Here is an 18,117-nt window from a genome sequence, read left to right as displayed (position 1 = left end):
ATTTACTCTTTCGTGAAAATGAATAATATTAAGTCACTTATTCACGAATCGAGAATGTTATGGATCTGACCCAACTGGAGATGTTTAACGCCGTTGCCGAGGCTGGCAGCATTACCCAGGCGGCAGCAAAAGTGCATCGTGTGCCATCTAACCTGACTACCCGTATCCGCCAGCTGGAAACAGAACTCGGCGTTGAACTGTTTATTCGCGAGAATCAGCGTTTACGTCTCTCTCCTGCCGGGCATAATTTTTTGCGCTATAGCCAACAAATTCTCGCGTTGGTCGACGAAGCGCGAAATGTTGTTGCTGGCGATGAGCCACAAGGCTTGTTTTCTCTCGGTTCGCTGGAAAGCACCGCAGCGGTACGCATCCCAGCTACGCTGGCAGAATTTAACCGTCGTTATCCTAAAATTCAGTTTTCCCTTTCCACTGGCCCTTCCGGAACTATGCTGGACGGTGTACTTGAGGGAAAACTGAATGCGGCATTTATTGATGGTCCGATTAACCATACCGCCATTGACGGGATGCCGGTGTACCGCGAGGAGTTGATGATCGTTACGCCGCAAGGACATACTCCCGTTACCCGCGCCAGTCAGGTTAATGGTTGTAATATCTATGCCTTCCGCGCTAACTGCTCGTATCGCCGCCACTTTGAGAGCTGGTTTCATGCCGACGGCGCAGCGCCGGGGACAATTCATGAGATGGAGTCATATCACGGTATGCTGGCCTGTGTAATCGCCGGAGCGGGAATTGCGCTTATTCCTCGTTCCATGCTGGAAAGTATGCCGGGGCATCATCAGGTAGAAGCCTGGCCATTAGGTGAGCAATGGCGTTGGTTAACGACATGGCTGGTCTGGCGTCGTGGCGCGAAGACTCGTCAGCTTGAGGCGTTTATTGAACTGCTTGACACATCGCTGGAACAGCATGAAGCGGCAAAATGAGACGTAGATCACAAAGTCATTGTATTCACATCATTAACCGTTTTAAGATCATTTCATCACCTTTTTGCAACTCACCCGATAATCTGTTATGACAACAAACACTGTTTCCCGCAAAGTGGCGTGGCTACGGGTAGTTACGCTGGCAGTAGCCGCCTTCATCTTCAATACTACCGAATTTGTCCCTGTTGGCTTGCTTTCTGACATTGCGCAAAGTTTTCACATGCAAACTGCTCAGGTCGGCATCATGTTGACCATTTATGCATGGGTAGTAGCGCTAATGTCATTGCCTTTTATGCTAATGACCAGTCAGGTTGAACGCCGCAAATTGCTGATCTGCCTGTTTGTGGTGTTTATTGCCAGCCATGTGCTGTCATTTTTATCGTGGAGCTTTACCGTTCTGGTGATCAGTCGAATCGGCGTTGCTTTCGCACATGCTATTTTCTGGTCGATAACGGCGTCTCTGGCGATTCGCATGGCGCCAGCAGGTAAACGAGCGCAGGCGTTGAGTTTAATTGCTACCGGTACAGCTCTGGCAATGGTATTAGGTTTACCCATTGGTCGAATTGTGGGGCAATATTTCGGCTGGCGAACGACGTTTTTTGCCATTGGTATTGGAGCGCTTATCACCCTGCTATGCCTGATTAAGTTACTTCCATTACTCCCCAGCGAGCATTCCGGGTCGTTGAAAAGTCTTCCGCAACTGTTCCGCCGCCCGGCATTGATGAGCATTTATTTGTTGACGGTAGTGGTGGTTACCGCGCATTACACGGCATACAGCTATATCGAGCCTTTTGTGCAAAACGTAGCTGGGTTCAGCGCCAATTTTGCCACCGCATTGCTGTTAATGCTCGGAGGCGCAGGCATCATTGGTAGCCTGATTTTCGGCAAACTCGGCAATCAGTATGCGTCTACGCTGGTGAGTGCGGCAATTGCGTTATTGCTGGTGTGCCTGGCGCTACTGTTACCTGCGGCGAACAGTGAGATGCACCTCGGCGTACTGAGCGTTTTCTGGGGGATTGCGATGATGATCATCGGCCTTGGGATGCAGGTAAAAGTGCTGGCGCTGGCACCGGATGCTACCGACGTTGCGATGGCGCTATTTTCGGGAATATTTAATATTGGTATCGGCGCCGGGGCGCTGGTGGGTAATCAGGTGAGTCTTCACTGGTCGATGTCGATGATTGGCTATGTTGGCGCGGTGCCTGCTCTCGCTGCGTTAATATGGTCAATCGTCATATTCCGCCGCTGGCCAGTGAAACTCGAAGAACAGACACAATAGTTGAAAGGCCCATTCGGGCCTTTTTTAATGGTACGTTTTAATGATTTCCAGGATGCCGTTAATAATAAACTGCACTCCCATACACACCAGTAAGAAGCCCATCAGGCGGGAGATCGCTTCAATTCCCCCCTTGCCCACCAGCCGCATAATTGCGCCAGAGCTACGTAGGCTTCCCCACAAAATGACCGCAACCAGAAAAAAGATCAGCGGCGGCGCAACCATCAGTACCCAGTCTGCGAAGGTTGAACTCTGACGTACTGTGGACGCCGAACTGATGATCATCGCAATGGTCCCCGGTCCAGCGGTACTTGGCATTGCCAGTGGAACAAAGGCGATGTTGGCACTGGGTTCATCTTCCAGCTCTTCGGATTTGCTTTTCGCCTCCGGTGAATCAATCGCTTTTTGCTGGGGGAAGAGCATACGGAAACCAATAAAAGCGACAATTAAGCCGCCAGCAATACGCAGACCGGGAATCGAAATCCCGAATGTGTCCATCACCAGTTGTCCGGCATAGTACGCCACCATCAAGATGGCAAAAACATATACCGAGGCCATTAATGACTGACGATTACGTTCGGCGGTGTTCATGTTACCCGCAAGCCCGAGAAACAACGCTACGGTAGTTAACGGGTTAGCTAACGGCAATAACACCACCAGCCCCAGGCCTATCGCTTTAAACAAATCTAACATTGGTGGTTGTCATCCTGTGTCGCTAGTTATCTGCGAAAAGTATAAAGGGTAAACAAGGAGAAAGTTTCACTCTTTAACTAATCTTGCAGCACACTGCGCAATACTTGAACCGATTTAGCAAATCGTGGCATCGAGGGATTCATTCGTTTGACTTATACTTGCCTGGGCAATATTATCCCCTGCAACTAATTACTTGCCAGGGCAACCATTGTGAAAAGTACCAGCGACCTGTTCAATGAAATCATCCCATTAGGTCGCTTAATCCATATGGTTAATCAGAAGAAAGACCGTCTGCTTAACGATTATCTGTCACCGCTCGATATCACCGCGGCACAGTTTAAGGTGCTCTGCTCTATCCGCTGCGCGGCGTGCATTACTCCCGTTGAGCTGAAAAAAGTCCTTTCGGTTGACCTTGGCGCGCTGACCCGCATGTTGGATCGCCTGGTTTGCAAAGGCTGGATTGAGCGGTTGCCGAACCCGAATGACAAGCGCGGCGTGTTGGTGAAACTCACCAGCAGCGGCGCGGCAATATGTGAACAATGCCATCAATTAGTTGGCCAGGACCTGCATCAAGAATTAACAAAAAACCTGACGGCGGACGAAGTGGCAACGCTTGAGCATTTGCTTAAGAAAGTCCTGCCGTAAACAAAAAAAGAGGTATGACGATGTCCAGACGCAATACTGACGCTATTACCATTCATAGCATTTTGGACTGGATCGAGGACAACCTGGAATCACCACTGTCACTGGAAAAAGTGTCAGAGCGTTCAGGTTATTCCAAATGGCACCTGCAACGGATGTTTAAAAAAGAAACCGGCCATTCATTAGGTCAATACATCCGCAGCCGTAAGATGACAGAAATCGCGCAAAAGCTGAAAGAAAGTAACGAGCCCATCCTCTATCTGGCAGAACGTTATGGTTTCGAGTCACAGCAAACGCTGACTCGTACCTTCAAAAATTACTTTGATGTTCCTCCGCATAAATATCGGATGACCAATATGCAGTGCGAGTCGCGGTATTTGCATCCATTGAATCATTACAACAGTTAATAAAAATGTGACAACGTCACTGAGGCAATTATGAAACCACTTTTATCCGCAATGGTAACCGCGCTTATTCTCTTTTCCGCGCAGAGCTTTGCGGAGCAAACCTCGCAACCGGTCGTTACTTCCTGTGGCGATGTGGTGATTGTTCCCCCATCGCAGGAACAACCACCGTTCGATTTAAATCACATGGGTACAGGCAGTGACAAATCGGATGCGCTGGGCGTGCCCTATTATAACCAACACGCCATGTAGTTTATTCAGGCCCCGGCATATCGGGGCTTGTTAGCCTCTCACCTTCACCGCTTTACGCCACCGCAAACCAAACACATTGATATACAGTCCGGTCATAATAAGCACGGCACCTAAGAATTGCAGACCTGTTAGGCGTTCATCCAGCAGTAACGCTGCACTTGCCAGACCGACTACCGGCACCAGTAATGATAATGGTGCGACACGCCATGTTTCATAGCGTCCAAGCAGCGTACCCCAGATCCCATAACCAACTATCGTCGCCACAAATGCCAGATACATCAACGCCAGAATGGTGGTCATGTCGATAGTGACCAGACTGTGAATCATTTTTTCGGCGCCATCGAGAATGAGCGAGGCGACAAAAAACGGGATTATCGGGATTAATGCGCTCCAGACGACCAGAGACATCACTGCCGGACGGGATGAATGAGACATGATCTTTTTATTGAAGATATTGCCACTCGCCCAACTAAATGCCGCCGCCAGGGTCAAAATAAAACCGAGCATTGCCACATGCTGACCGTTAAAGCTATCTTCGATTAACACCAGTACGCCAAAAATCGCTAACGCAATCCCCGCCAGTTGCTTACCGTGCAGCCGTTCGCCAAAAGTAAAAGCACCGAGCACGATAGTAAAAAACGCCTGAGCCTGTAAGACCAGCGAGGCTAGTCCTGCCGGCATACCGAAGTTAATGGCGCAAAAGAGAAAGGCAAACTGCGCAAAACTGATGGTTAAACCATACCCCAGCAGTAAATTCAGCGGTACTTTTGGTCGCGCCACGAAAAAGATTGCCGGGAAGGCGACCAGCATAAAGCGTAAACCGGCCAGCATTAGCGGTGGCATGTTATGGAGCCCCACTTTGATGACCACAAAATTAAGCCCCCATACAACGACGACTAATAGCGCCAACAACCCATCTTTCCGCGACATTTTTCCGCCTCTGAATTTTCATTTTTTGTCAGCAATCAACTTAGCTGAATTTACTTTTCTTTAACAGTTCATTCGTTAATCACCGTTTACCACGGCATTAATGGCAAATAAGTCGCTATACTTCGGATTTTTGCCATGCTATTTCTTTACATCTCAAAAACAAAACATAACGAAATGCATTGTCGGACAGCCAAATGAACTTATCTCTGAGACGCTCTACTTGCGCCCTTCTCGCCTCGTCGTTGTTATTAACTATCGGACGCGGTGCCACGCTGCCATTTATGACTATTTACTTGAATCGCCAGTACAGTCTGGGTGTCGATCTCATTGGTTATGCGATGACAATTGCGCTCACTATTGGTGTCGTTTTTAGCCTCGGTTTTGGTATCCTGGCGGATAAGTTCGACAAGAAACGCTATATGTTACTGGCAATTACGGCCTTCGCCAGCGGTTTTATTGCCATTCCACTGGTGGACAGCGTCACGCTGGTGGTACTGTTTTTCGCACTCATCAACTGCGCCTATTCCGTTTTTGCCACTGTATTGAAAGCCTGGTTTGCCGACAATCTTTCATCCACCAGCAAAACGAAGATCTTCTCGATCAACTACACCATGCTCAACATTGGCTGGACCGTCGGCCCACCACTCGGCACCCTGTTAGTCATGCAGAGCATCAATCTGCCCTTTTGGCTGGCAGCTATCTGCTCTGCGTTTCCCATGGTTTTCATTCAAATTTGGGTAAAGCGCAGCGAGAAAATCATCGCCACAGAAACAGGCGGCGTCTGGTCGCCAAAGGTTTTGTTACGGGATAAAGCGCTGCTGTGGTTCACCTGCTCGGCCTTTCTGGCTTCTTTCGTGAGCGGTGCCTTTGCCTCTTGTATCTCGCAATATGTGATGGTCATAGCGGATAGTGGTTTTGCTGAAAAAGTGGTCGCAGTGGTCCTGCCTGTTAATGCCGCGATGGTGGTTACATTGCAATATTCCGTTGGGCGACGAATTAACCCGACCAACATCCGCGCGCTGATGACGGTAGGCACACTCTGTTTTGTCGTCGGGCTGGTCGGTTTTATTTTTTCCGGAAACAGCCTGCTATTGTGGGGAATTTCAGCTGCGGTATTTACTGTTGGTGAAATTATTTATGCTCCCGGTGAGTATATGTTGATTGACCATATTGCGCCGCCTGGAATGAAAGCCAGCTATTTTTCCGCTCAGTCATTAGGCTGGTTGGGTGCAGCGGTAAATCCATTAGTGAGTGGTGTGGTACTGACCACTCTCCCGTCTTCCTCGCTGTTTATCATCCTGGCGGTAGTCATCATTGCCGCGTGGGCGCTGATGTTAAAAGGTATTAACGCCAGATCCCAGGGGCAGCCAGCACTCTGTTGACATTCGTGCCGTGCCACTACTGGCACGGCTTTGCTAATCATTATTCTGAGGCAAAGGCATAGTCTTCCCTCGCCGAGCGGGTAAATATGAGTCCGCGCACTTTTTTGAGACGTTTTGAGGCGTTAACCGGCATGACGCCCGCCCGCTGGCTGCTCAATTAGCGCTTAATACAAGTACAGGATTATCTGCAAAATTCGGCTTTTAACATCGATAAAATTGCCGAGCTGACGGGTTTTGGCAATTCAGCGTTATTGCGTCATCACTTTCACCAACGTTTTTTATTATCCCCTTCTCAATATCGTAAAAACAGCCGTTCCCCATCACAATAACCGCCTGATTCAGGCTTTGTTTAGGTAATCTCTGCTAATATCTTTCTCATTGAGATGAAAATTAAGGTAAGCGAGGAAACACACCACACAATAAACGGAGGAAAATAATGTTGGGTAATATGAATGTTTTTATAGCTGTTCTGGGAATAATTTTATTTTCTGGCTTTCTGGCCGCATATTTCAGCTACAAATGGGATGACTAATGAACGGAGATAATCCCTCACCTAACCGGCCCCTTGTTACAGTTGCGTGCAAGGGGCCTGATTTTTGACGGCGAAAAAAAAACCGCCAGTAAACCGGCGGTGAATGCTTGCATGGATCGATTTGTGTTTTGCTTTTACGCTATCAGGCATTTCTCTGCGCTGGTAACGGTTCTTTGACACAGTAGCATTATTTTTCTCAATGAATGTTAAACAGAGCTTAAACTCGGGCAATCACGTTTTGTTCGTCAATAAACATGCAGCGATTTCTTCCGGTCTGCTTGCCTTCGTACATTGCTTTATCTGCTCTTCCTATAACCACATCCAGTGATTCTTCAGGAAATGCGCGGCTTACTCCAGCAGTCACGGTTATGTTGATATGCCCTTCAGAATGCGCAATTGCGTGGTTATCAACTAACTGGCAAATACGGACTCCTGCACGACAGGCATCGTCATCATTAGCCGCTTTGACGATGATGATAAATTCTTCACCCCCATAGCGATAAACCGTTTCGTAATCACGCGTCCAACCGGCTAAGTAAGTCGCCAGGGTTCGTAATACCACATCACCGATTAAATGCCCGTAGGTATCATTAACCAATTTAAATCGGTCTATATCCAGCAGCATCAAATAAAGATTCAATGGTTCAGCATTACGTAATTGATGATCAAAGGATTCATCAAGCACCCGACGGCCAGGTAATCCCGTCAATACATCCATATTGCTGCGAATAGTCAGCAAATAAATTTTGTAATCTGTTAATGCTGCGGTAAAAGAAAGCAACCCTTCCTGAAATTCGTCAAAATGAACTTCTTGCCAGCGATTTTCGACAATAGCCAGCATTAATTCCCGACCACAGTTATGCATATGCTGATGGGTAGAGTCTATTATCCGAACATAGGGTAATTCATCACTATCGAGTGGTCCATGATGATCAAGCCACCGACCAAACTGGCACAGTTCATAAGAATGGTTATCCGTAATTTCTGGCTGACTGGTATCTCTCGCTACCACGCTATGAAACATACTCACCAGCCACTGGTAATGGGCATCGATAGCCTTATTGAGATCTAACAAGATAGCATCGATTTCCGTTGTCTTCTTGATCATTGCCACTCCTTTTTCACAATTCCTTGTGCGTTCTATTGTAACGAGAAAAAAGAAAATTTATGTCAACAATTCCATAGAAAAAACATTAATTAATGGATAAAAATATAACGACGTGATTTAAAACAAAATAAACAGAAATAAGTGATTAAATCTGTCAGAACACGTTAAATTCAAGCCAGAAGATATAATGCCGATTATGCCAAAGGGAAGAAGGTAATGGCCTGAAAGATTAGGGCTTTTGGCAGTATTATAAATCCAATTATTTCTGCAAATGTACACAGATCCCGGATAACTAAAAAAGAAATGAACAGCATATTATAATATAGCACCGGACTGGATGTAGCCCGGTGCTATATGGGGAATTATACGTTCAAGCCGCGATGTTGCAGCATCGGTGTAATCTGTGGTGCCTTACCTCGCCATTGGCGATACAGGTGTTCTAAATCTTCGCTATTACCTTTGGAAAGGATAGCGTCGCGAAAACGTTGCCCATTTTCACGCGTTAAACCGCCTTCCTCGACAAACCATTGATAACCATCGTCTGCCAGCATTTGCGTCCACAGATACGCGTAGTAACCCGCCGCATATCCGCCACCAAAAATGTGAGCGAAATAACTGCTGCGATAACGCGGCGGTACCGCGGGAAGATCCATGTTTTCCGCCGCCAGCGCCCGAAGTTCGAAATCGTTCACGTCGTGGCGTGCTTCATTCTCTTCCAGACAATGCCAGCGCATATCAAGAAGCGCAGCGCTAAGTAACTCGCTCATCTCGTAGCCTTTATTGAACAGGCTGGCATTGCGCATTTTCTGTTGTAACTCTTCCGGCATGGTTTCTCCGGTTTGGTAATGCCTCGCATAGCGAGAGAATACCTGCGGATTTGTCGCCCAGTGTTCGTTGATTTGTGAAGGGAACTCGACGAAATCACGCGGCGTGTTGGTGCCAGAAAGCGTCGCATAACGTTGGCTGGCAAACAGGCCGTGCAGCGTATGACCAAATTCATGGAATAAGGTTATAACATCGTCCCACAATAACAATGCAGGTTCGCCTGTCGCTGGTTTCTGATAATTGCAAACATTGTAAATAACGGGACGTGTTTCATTGAGCGTGGATTGCTCAACAAAATTCCCCATCCACGCGCCACCGCTTTTGGAATCACGGGCAAAGAAATCACCGTAAAATAGCGCAAGACCGACTCCGTTATGGTCAAATATTTCCCATACGCGCACATCCGGGTGATAGACCGGTATATCAAAGCGCTCGACAAATTTAATGCCGAAAAGCTGATTTGCAGTCCAGAATACCCCCTCATTCAACACTGTGTTCAATTCGAAATAAGGCTTGAGCTGCGCTTCATCGAGATCGAATTTCTCGCGTCTTACCTGCTCGGCATAAAATGCCCAGTCCCACGGCTGGACGCTAAATCCGCCTTGCTGCTTTTCGATAACCGCCTGAATAGACGCCAGTTCATCGTCTGCTCGCTTACGCGCGGCCGGGACAATTTCACGCATGAAGTTAAGTGCTGCTTCGGGTGTTTTTGCCATCTGGTCGGCGATTTTCCACGCAGCATAATGAGGGAAACCAAGCAGTTTCGCCTGCTGCGCGCGGATCTCCACCAGCCGTTGAATAATGGCACGGGTATCGTTAGCGTCTTTTTTTTCTGCCCGAGCCCAGCCCGCAGTGAACAGTTTTTCACGCGTCGCGCGATCGCGCAGTTCGGCAAGCGCCGGTTGCTGGGTGGTATTCAGCAGTGGGATAAGCCACTTGTTATCCAGACCTTTCTCACGCGCTGCATCCGCCGCCAGGGCAATATCTTGCTCACTCATCCCCGCCAGTTGCCCAATATCGTCAACCACCAGCCCACCGGATTTGTTCGCCGCTAATAACCGCTGGTTAAACTGACTGATAAGGGTCGCCGCCTCTGTATTCAGCACTTTTAATTTTGCTTTGTCGGCCTCTGCAAGTTTGGCCCCGGCAAGAACAAAACGTTGATGAATCACCTCGACCAGTCGAATAGATTCGCTATCAAGACTCAGAGATTCACGGCGCTTCCAGATGGCATCGACCCGAGCGAACAATTCGCCGTTCAGGTAAATGTCATTAGCCAGTTCTGCAAGTTCTGCCGAGAACTGTTCATCAAGACGCTGTAATTCATCGTTGGTATGCGCCGAGGTCATAGCGAAGAAGACGCTGGTCACACGTGTGAGTAATTCCCCGCTCTTTTCAAGAGCCAGAATAGTGTTAGTAAAATCGGGCGTCTGTGGGTTTAACGCTATCGCTTCTATCTCAACCCGCTTCTGCCGCATCCCCTCGTCGAATGCCGGGCGATAGTGATGATTTGCAATCTGATCAAAATGGGGCGCCATATAAGGCAGCGTGCTCTGCGTAAGAAAAGGATTCGTCGTTGACATTTTCTACTCCTGAAAACGAGGTGTTCCATAGCGTAGGCTTACTGATAACGGAGTGCAATGTTGCAAACCAGTATTACCCGCTCTTAAGCATCACGTGCTATGTTAGTGACACACAAAAGCGTTGAGGAACAGTGAGATGATCGTTTTAGTAACTGGAGCAACGGCAGGTTTTGGTGAATGCATTACTCGTCGTTTTATTCAACAAGGGCATAAAGTTATCGCCACTGGTCGTCGTCAGGAGCGGTTGCAGGAGTTAAAAGACGAGCTGGGCGATAATCTGTATATTGCCCAACTGGACGTCCGTAACCGCGCCGCCATTGAAGAAATGCTGGCATTGCTTCCTGCCGAGTGGAGTGACATTGATATTCTGGTGAACAATGCTGGACTGGCGCTGGGTATGGAACCTGCACATAAAGCGAGCGTTGAAGACTGGGAAACCATGATTGATACCAACAATAAGGGCCTCGTGTATATGACGCGCGCAGTCCTGCCGGGCATGGTTGAGCGCAATCGTGGTCACATTATTAACATTGGTTCAACGGCGGGTAGCTGGCCATATGCAGGTGGCAACGTCTACGGCGCGACAAAAGCGTTTGTTCGTCAGTTCAGCCTGAATCTACGCACAGATCTGCACGGTACGGCAGTACGTGTCACAGACATCGAACCCGGGCTGGTGGGTGGCACCGAATTTTCCAATGTCCGCTTTAAAGGCGATGACGGCAAAGCAGAAAAAACCTATCAAAATACCGTTGCACTGACGCCAGAAGATGTCAGTGAAGCCGTCTGGTGGGTAGCCACTCTCCCCGCTCACGTTAACATCAATACCCTGGAAATGATGCCGGTTACCCAAAGCTATGCCGGGTTGAATGTCCATCGGCATTAATTTTTATACCCGGCCTCACCGCCGGGTTATTGCTTGTCACAAAAAAGTGGTAGACTCTTGCGGTTAACCCACTCAAAAGCAATAACGAATGACCGTCGAAACACAACTTAATCCCACACAGCCTGTCAATCAGCAAATTTACCGTATTCTTCGCCGCGACATTGTGCATTGTCTGATTGCACCAGGTACGCCATTGTCGGAAAAAGAAGTTTCTGTTCGTTTCAATGTGTCACGCCAGCCGGTTCGCGAAGCCTTCATTAAACTGGCTGAAAACGGCCTGATTCAAATTCGCCCGCAGCGTGGCAGCTACGTCAATAAAATCTCCATGACCCAGGTTCGCAATGGCAGTTTTATTCGACAGGCCATTGAGTGCGCGGTGGCACGGCGGGCAGCGAGCATGATCACTGAAAGCCAGTGCTACCAACTTGAGCAAAATCTTCACCAGCAACGCATTGCCATTGAGCGCAAACAATTGGATGATTTTTTTGAACTTGATGACAACTTCCATCAACTCCTTACCGATATTGCTGACTGTCAGCTCGCCTGGGACACCATTGAAAACCTGAAAGCGACCGTTGACCGGGTGCGCTACATGAGTTTTGACCACGTTTCGCCGCCGGAAATGCTGCTTCGCCAGCACATGGATATTTTCTCTGCGCTGCAAACACATGATGGTGATGCCGTTGAAAAGGCAATGGCATTGCATTTGCAGGAGATTAGCGAGTCCGTACAGCTAATACGCCAGGAAAATAGCGACTGGTTCAGCGAAGAGTAATTCTTTACCTCTCATCCCATTCGGGGTGAGAGTTCATTCCCCTTCTTCTGGTTTATGCAAGCATCAAAAAAGATGTGAACTTGATCATAAACAAAAAAAAAATTCACTCGACAGGAGTATTTATATTGCGCCCGTTACGTGGGCTTCGACTGTAAATCAGAAAGGAGAAAACACCTATGACGACCTACGATCGTAACCGTAACGCAATCACTACTGGCAGCCGTGTTATGGTTAGCGGCACCGGTCACACTGGCAAGATCCTGTCGATTGATACTGAAGGTCTGACCGCAGAGCAAATCCGCCGCGGTAAAACCGTAGTAGTTGAAGGTTGTGATGAAAAACTCGCACCTCTGGACCTGATTCGTCTCGGCATGAACTAAGCGTGTGAATGCCGCCATCGGCGGCATTGCTGTCACTTATCACTTCACCGCATATTTCGCCACGGTCGCTTTCGCACCATGCGCTAATAAAGACAAATACGCTTCCGTCACCTTTGCAGTGAACAACGCATTGTTCGGCAAATCATCACCAAATATCGCATTAATCACCATCAAGGACTGCACGCGCGCTTTCCCTTCTGCACTACTTTGCACGGCCTTCTGAATGGCCGGTAATAACGGGTCGCTGATTTCGATGGGATTACCCTGCTCATCAACACCGCCGACATATCGCATCCAACCAGCGACGCCAAGCGCCAACAAATCGAACGCGCTGCCCTGTTTCAGATGCCAGCGAATGGAATCCAGCATACGCTGTGGGAGTTTCTGACTGCCATCCATCGCAATCTGCCAGGTTCGATGGCGTAACGCTGGATTACTGTAGCGTTCAATCAGTCGATCCGCATAATTTTGCAGATCCACGCCCTGCACTTTCAGCGTCGGCGCCTGTTCCTGCAACATCAAGGCATGTGCCGCACGGCGATAATTTTCATCTTCCATGCAGTCGTTAATATGCTGATATCCGGCCAGATAGCCCAGATACGCCAGGAATGAGTGGCTGCCATTGAGCATACGCAGTTTCATCTCTTCATAGGGCAGCACATCGCTGACCAGTTCAGCACCTGCTTTTTGCCATTCCGGACGTCCGGCAACAAAGTTATCTTCAATAACCCACTGACGGAACGGTTCACAGGCTACACCGGCTGGATCGCGCACGCCGGTAAGGTGCTCAATTTTATTCAGCGTTTCTGCCGTCACTGCCGGAACAATGCGATCAACCATTGTCGAAGGAAAAGTCACGTTTTCGACAATCCATTGCGCCAGTTCTGTATCGACTGCATGCGCGTAAGAAGTGACAACGTCACGCATCACATGACCATTTTCCGGCATATTGTCGCACGACATTACCGTAAATGCCGGTAAGCCTGCGGCCTTGCGCCGGGCCAGCGCCTCCACAATAACCCCTGCTGCCGTTTTCGGCTGGTGGGGATTATTTAGATCGTCAACGATCATCGGATGATCCAGCATTAACTGCCCGGTCGCCGGAGAGTGAAAATAGCCTTTCTCTGTAATAGTCAGAGAAACAATTGCAATTTGCGGTTCGCACATGGCAGCAAGCACAGCTTCTAAACCGTCTATTTGCACGTGCAACGCTTTTTTCACTACCCCCACTACACGAGCGGTCCAGGCATCGGCCGACATTTCCGCAACGGTATAGAGATTATCTTGCTGTTTTAGATCGGCGATTTGCTGTTCACCGCCAATCAGGTTCACTTCATAGTAGCCCCAATCACTGTGATGCTGGGCAGCCAGGATATCGGCATACACGCCTGATGCGCGCGATGAAATGCGCCAAAACCTAAATGAACAATTTTGGGCGCCAGGTTATTACGATCATAAACAGGGAGTGTCGCCCTGGCGTTAAAAAGTCTGTTTTCCATATGAAGACCTGTTTCTGTTAATTAAACTACGATGTATCTGTTGCAAATATCGCAGTGGTATATTTATCTCTTATCATTAGCGAAAACCCGGCTACACTATCGGAAAATATAACCGGGTAACGAATAAAATGGATTATTTCATACCCAGCAATGCCGGAAGCCACAGTGAAAGCGCAGGAATATAGGAAACCAAAAACAGTAATATGATATTTCCTGTAATAAACGGTATTACAGCTTTACTGATCTCCCCTAAGGAGACACGAGCAATTCCCTGCGAAACGAAGAGACACACGCCAACAGGTGGTGTCGTCAAGCCGATAACAAGGTTCATTACCATCATTACTGAAAAATGGATTGGATCCATGCCGATAGCAGTTGCAACTGAGAGTAATGGCGTAAAGAGAATCAACAATGCTGCGATGGTTTCCATAAACATCCCTACCAATAACAACAGCAGGTTAATCATCAGAATCAGCAGATACTTGTTGTTCGTAATAGATAACATACCATCGGCAATTTGCTGCGGGATCCCTTCAGATGTCAGGATCCAGGCAAAAACATTGGCGAAACCAACCAGCATCAATATGCCCGCAGTACCGCTGATACTTTCCATCATACATCCCATGAATTTGTTCACAGTCAAGTCGCCATAGACAAAAAAGCCCACGATCAACGAAAACACAACTGCAAACACAGATGCTTCAGTAGGAGTAAACAGACCCGTTACCAAACCACCGATAATCATGACCGGCATTAGAATTGCCCAGATCGCCCCACGCGTAGCATGTAAACGTTGACGAAATGTAGCCCGCTCACCTTTTGGATAACCCCGTTTATGTGCCAGATACCATGCGATACCTGCCATGGTTAGGCCCATCATTAAACCAGGAACTGCCCCAGCGATAAAAAGTTTACCCACTGACAAACCGGTTAACGTACCAACAATGATCATTGGTACACTGGGAGGAATAATTGGACCGACTGTCGATGCCACTGCAGTAATTGCCCCAGAAAATGGTGCATCGTAACCACTGCGTTTCATTGCGGGGATCATAACTGAACCAATGCTGGCTGCTTCAGAAACTGCGGTGCCGGAAATACCAGCAAAGATCATTGAACCACTAACGTTGGCCATTGCTAAACCACCACGAATGTGACCCAGCCATGCGTTACTGAAAGATACAATGCGGTCAGTAATACCGCCGCCGTTCATTAATCCTCCCGCCAGCAAAAAGCCGGGGATACAAAGCAGTACAAAAGAGTCCATACCACTAAAGAACTGATTCGCCATAATGGCGAGTCCCATATCAGTGACCAGTAGATAGAAGATTGACGATAACGCAAGGGAGAAAATAACCGGCACTCCCAGCATAAGTGAAACAAAGAATATCACAAACAGACCAATAGTCGGATTCATGCGCTGTTCTCACATTAGAAAATTCTATTTCCGCTCTTGCGGCGTAAAATCCCGAATTAAATTAAACAAAGTAAAAAGCGACATGTTTCCGGTAATAATAATTACCGAGAATGTTACCCATGCCTGTGAAATAGGCAGTGTAGTGGCCATACGCCACATTGTGCTTTCTACGTATTCTACGGAGTTGACCATTAGAGTAATTGAGCAGGTAAGAATAATTAGATCAATAATTAGCACCAGATATTTCTTCAAACCAGGTGACAGCAGACTAACTACCAGATCTACGTTTACCAACTCACGTTTACCCGTTGCCAGTGCACAACCAAATGCGACGACGTAAACCAGTAAAAAACGAGCGACTTCCTCTGTCCATGCTGGTGAACTTATTGGTAATGGCCGAGATATAACCTGGAGCAATACAACACCAATAAGTGCAACTAATAAAACCGTACCAATAGTTAAATAAATTCTTTCTATATAGCCATATAACTTATTAAACATATCTGTCCCTCAGTAGCTCAAAAAAAGGGGGAACCTTTCCCCCTTTTACTATTATTTTGTTGCGCGAGCTTTTTCGTAAAGAGGTTTGATTTGTGGGTTAATAGTTTTTTCAACCGATTCATTTGCTATTCGAGCGAACTCTTTCTGATGAACATCAACCAACGTCATCCCTTTCGCTTGCAGAGCTTCAATTAATTTAGCTTCATCCTGTAAATATAATTCGTGTTCATAGGTCTGTGCCTCTTTGCCTGCATCAAGAATGGCTTGCTGGTATTCTGGCTTCAGCTTATTAAACTTCTTCGTCCCCATAACCAGATAAATCCAGCTGCGAACGTGCTCTGTCCGGTTAAGATACTTCTGCACTTCAAAGAAACTTCCACTCATAATCATAGAAAGTGGGTTTTCCTGCCCTTCGATCACTCCCTGCTGCAGGCCAGTGAAGACTTCAGAAAACGCCATTGGTGTTGGTTGCGCGCCTAAATCTTTCCAAACGTTGATGAACATTGGTACGTTCGGTAAACGTAGAGTCAGCCCCTTTAGTTCTTCCGGATTGGTAATCGGACGGTTAGACGTCAGGTTACGGGGGCCGCGTTCAAACCAGGCGATAGTTTTCAGTTTCACACGCTCTTCAATATCTTTGGATATTTGTGCTCCAACTTCACCATTAACAATTTTTGCCATTTGTTCTGAAGAAGTAATCATATAAGGCACTGCCAGCAATGCCGCAGAAGGTGCCCAGTTTTGTAATGACTCACCTGTAATGGTCATATCAACGCTTCCTAGCTGAATTGCGTTAATAATATCCATTTCTTTACCTAATGATTCATTAGGATAGATTTTAACTTCTACCGCATTATTTGTTTTTTGCTTTACCAACTCAGCAAACTTCAGTGAGGCTTTATGCCAACTATGTTCTTCATTTACAGGATGCCCTAATTTTAGGGTAACGTCTGCGGCGATAGCTGAAAAACTTAATAATCCACCAAACAGAGTACAAAGTGCCAGAGATAGCTTTTTCTTTTCCATGATTAATGTTCCTTTGTAGGTACAGTTACTTTTATATAAGACATTCAGGACTCGGGGAATTTCAATAATACTTTGCACAGCCCTTCTTGTTGAGACTCGATGAGTTTAAATGCTTCATGTACATGTTGAATATCAAAAACATGGCTTATAATATTCTCCGGATGAATTAATCCCATCACCATCCACTCAATAACTGTAGGGAACATACGACAATTTAAACGCGATGAATAGAGGGTTAACTCACGACGAGTTAATTCCTGTTGCGCTATTGCAGACGGTGTCGCAGAAAAACCTAAAAGTCCAATTCGCCCGGCAGGAGAGATTAACGTCACGGCTTCTTCCAGGATAGATGGATGGCAAACCGCATCATAAATTAACGTAGGTGTTAGTTTATTATTGTGCAGAAATTCCCGTAATGAACCATTCCGGTTATTAAAAGTATGAGTCGCACCACAACGTCCTGCCATAAGCAGGCGATCTTCGCGTTGATCCACCACAATTACTGGAATCTGCCAGACGTTACACAAAACATCAATAATTGTTAAACCTGCCGGACCTGCTCCATATACCAGTGCAACATCCGTTGGGAAAACCCCCGTACGATTGGTTACATTGGCGGCTACCGCATACGGTTCAATTGCCGCTGCAAGGTTTGCTGGTATAGATTCCGGCACTCGCCAGATGTTAGTTGCTGGCACACAGGTATAATCGGTAAAGCCACCATCGCGATGAACGCCTAATACGTTTAAGCTTTCGCACACATTCGGGCGCCCAATTGAACATGGATAACAATGACCGCAGCTAATGACTGGATCAACCACGACGCGTTCACCAATGCGTTGCGGAGAGATATTGTCCCCTACACTGGTTATCGTTCCGACAAATTCATGTCCTACGATACGAGGGTAAACCGCAAAAGGATTTGCGCCATGATAAATATGCAGGTCTGAACCACATATCCCTGCGTACTCAACTTTGACGCAAACTTCATCAGCTTTTGGCGCAGAAGAAACGCTATCAATCAGATGCATTTGTCCAGGTTTTTCAACCACAACACTAACCATATAT

General features: G+C 47.3%; 18 protein-coding genes and 3 pseudogenes. 12 read left to right on the top strand and 9 right to left on the bottom strand.

The window, feature by feature from the left end:
* Positions 1-59: 59 nt before the first annotated feature.
* Positions 60-941, top strand: coding sequence for a putrescine utilization regulator PtrR (gene ptrR / locus AACU94_RS08695; protein ID WP_130219101.1), 882 nt, complete (start codon positions 60-62; stop codon positions 939-941).
* Between the two features lie 88 nt (positions 942-1,029).
* Positions 1,030-2,220 carry an L-arabinose MFS transporter gene (ydeA, locus tag AACU94_RS08690; protein WP_130219099.1) on the top strand — a complete coding sequence of 397 codons (1,191 nt, stop codon included), beginning with the start codon at positions 1,030-1,032 and terminating at the stop codon, positions 2,218-2,220.
* 24 nt (positions 2,221-2,244) lie between these two features.
* Here the strand turns inward: ydeA and marC are convergent, their stop codons facing one another.
* Complete coding sequence (gene marC / locus AACU94_RS08685; RefSeq protein WP_130209251.1) at positions 2,245-2,910, bottom strand: NAAT family transporter MarC; 666 nt, start codon at positions 2,908-2,910, stop codon at positions 2,245-2,247.
* 210 nt (positions 2,911-3,120) lie between these two features.
* On the opposite strand from marC, the gene marR reads away from it, so the two are divergent.
* From marR to marB, 3 genes are read left to right on the top strand one after another with little or no spacing between them, the layout of a single operon-like run.
* The gene (marR, locus tag AACU94_RS08680) at positions 3,121-3,555 is read left to right on the top strand and encodes a multiple antibiotic resistance transcriptional regulator MarR (protein ID WP_130209253.1); all 435 of its coding nucleotides are present in this window, start codon (positions 3,121-3,123) and stop codon (positions 3,553-3,555) included.
* Between the two features lie 20 nt (positions 3,556-3,575).
* Positions 3,576-3,959: an MDR efflux pump AcrAB transcriptional activator MarA gene (gene marA, locus AACU94_RS08675; RefSeq protein ID WP_130209255.1), complete on the top strand. Its 384-nt coding sequence runs from the start codon at positions 3,576-3,578 to the stop codon at positions 3,957-3,959.
* Between the two features lie 30 nt (positions 3,960-3,989).
* On the top strand, positions 3,990-4,208 hold the full coding sequence (gene marB / locus AACU94_RS08670) for a multiple antibiotic resistance protein MarB (protein WP_130209257.1): 219 nt from the start codon (positions 3,990-3,992) through the stop codon (positions 4,206-4,208).
* Between the two features lie 30 nt (positions 4,209-4,238).
* On the opposite strand, the gene eamA is transcribed toward marB, so the two are convergent.
* Positions 4,239-5,138 (bottom strand): O-acetylserine/cysteine exporter, encoded by a 900-nt coding sequence (eamA, locus tag AACU94_RS08665; RefSeq protein WP_130260617.1) that lies wholly within the window; start codon positions 5,136-5,138, stop codon positions 4,239-4,241.
* Between the two features lie 194 nt (positions 5,139-5,332).
* Between eamA and ydeE the strand changes: the two genes are divergently transcribed.
* The 4 genes and pseudogenes from ydeE to AACU94_RS08645 all read left to right on the top strand — a co-directional run bounded on the left by ydeE (position 5,333) and on the right by AACU94_RS08645 (position 7,155).
* Positions 5,333-6,520, top strand: a complete 1,188-nt coding sequence (gene ydeE, locus AACU94_RS08660) for an efflux MFS transporter YdeE (RefSeq protein ID WP_135489277.1) — start codon at positions 5,333-5,335, stop codon at positions 6,518-6,520.
* 62 nt (positions 6,521-6,582) lie between these two features.
* Positions 6,583-6,849 (top strand): annotated as a pseudogene (locus AACU94_RS08655) (helix-turn-helix domain-containing protein); the annotation flags it as partial.
* Positions 6,850-6,956: 107 nt separating this feature from the next.
* On the top strand, positions 6,957-7,052 hold the full coding sequence (gene mgtS / locus AACU94_RS08650; protein ID WP_064529968.1) for a protein MgtS: 96 nt from the start codon (positions 6,957-6,959) through the stop codon (positions 7,050-7,052).
* A pseudogene (locus tag AACU94_RS08645) lies at positions 7,052-7,155 on the top strand (hypothetical protein). Before mgtS ends, AACU94_RS08645 begins: the two are co-directional and overlap by 1 nt.
* 114 nt (positions 7,156-7,269) lie before the next feature.
* Here AACU94_RS08645 and AACU94_RS08640 read toward each other — a convergent pair.
* The gene (locus tag AACU94_RS08640) at positions 7,270-8,160 is read right to left on the bottom strand and encodes a diguanylate cyclase (RefSeq protein ID WP_135489276.1); all 891 of its coding nucleotides are present in this window, start codon (positions 8,158-8,160) and stop codon (positions 7,270-7,272) included.
* Positions 8,161-8,522: 362 nt separating this feature from the next.
* Positions 8,523-10,568 carry a peptidyl-dipeptidase Dcp gene (gene dcp, locus AACU94_RS08635; RefSeq protein ID WP_135489275.1) on the bottom strand — a complete coding sequence of 682 codons (2,046 nt, stop codon included), beginning with the start codon at positions 10,566-10,568 and terminating at the stop codon, positions 8,523-8,525.
* A 136-nt stretch (positions 10,569-10,704) separates the two neighbouring features.
* On the opposite strand from dcp, the gene ydfG reads away from it, so the two are divergent.
* The 3 genes from ydfG (at position 10,705) to ydfZ (ending at position 12,606) form a co-directional block, all read left to right on the top strand.
* On the top strand, positions 10,705-11,451 hold the full coding sequence (gene ydfG, locus AACU94_RS08630; RefSeq protein ID WP_130224796.1) for a bifunctional NADP-dependent 3-hydroxy acid dehydrogenase/3-hydroxypropionate dehydrogenase YdfG: 747 nt from the start codon (positions 10,705-10,707) through the stop codon (positions 11,449-11,451).
* An 88-nt stretch (positions 11,452-11,539) separates the two neighbouring features.
* Positions 11,540-12,226: a DNA-binding transcriptional regulator rspR gene (gene rspR, locus AACU94_RS08625; protein WP_130219085.1), complete on the top strand. Its 687-nt coding sequence runs from the start codon at positions 11,540-11,542 to the stop codon at positions 12,224-12,226.
* 176 nt (positions 12,227-12,402) lie between these two features.
* Positions 12,403-12,606: a putative selenium delivery protein YdfZ gene (ydfZ, locus tag AACU94_RS08620; protein ID WP_000214710.1), complete on the top strand. Its 204-nt coding sequence runs from the start codon at positions 12,403-12,405 to the stop codon at positions 12,604-12,606.
* A 39-nt stretch (positions 12,607-12,645) separates the two neighbouring features.
* Here the strand turns inward: ydfZ and AACU94_RS08615 are convergent.
* From AACU94_RS08615 to AACU94_RS08595, 5 genes and pseudogenes are all read right to left on the bottom strand, one after another.
* A pseudogene (locus tag AACU94_RS08615) lies at positions 12,646-14,105 on the bottom strand (mannitol dehydrogenase family protein).
* A gap of 133 nt (positions 14,106-14,238) precedes the next feature.
* Positions 14,239-15,522, bottom strand: a complete 1,284-nt coding sequence (locus AACU94_RS08610) for a TRAP transporter large permease (RefSeq protein WP_130258974.1) — start codon at positions 15,520-15,522, stop codon at positions 14,239-14,241.
* Positions 15,523-15,546: 24 nt separating this feature from the next.
* Entirely contained in the window at positions 15,547-16,023 is a 477-nt protein-coding gene (locus AACU94_RS08605; protein ID WP_130258973.1) for a TRAP transporter small permease, read from the bottom strand.
* A gap of 51 nt (positions 16,024-16,074) precedes the next feature.
* A complete protein-coding gene (locus tag AACU94_RS08600) occupies positions 16,075-17,049 on the bottom strand; it encodes a TRAP transporter substrate-binding protein (protein WP_135489274.1) in 975 nt (324 codons plus the stop codon).
* Positions 17,050-17,093: 44 nt separating this feature from the next.
* Complete coding sequence (locus AACU94_RS08595) at positions 17,094-18,113, bottom strand: Zn-dependent oxidoreductase (protein WP_130260609.1); 1,020 nt, start codon at positions 18,111-18,113, stop codon at positions 17,094-17,096.
* Positions 18,114-18,117: the final 4 nt, after the last annotated feature.

Origin of the sequence: Escherichia sp. E4702, assembly GCF_963883545.1 — a bacterium.
Lineage (GTDB): Bacteria > Pseudomonadota > Gammaproteobacteria > Enterobacterales > Enterobacteriaceae > Escherichia.
This window is presented reverse-complemented; position numbering and strand designations above follow the sequence as displayed.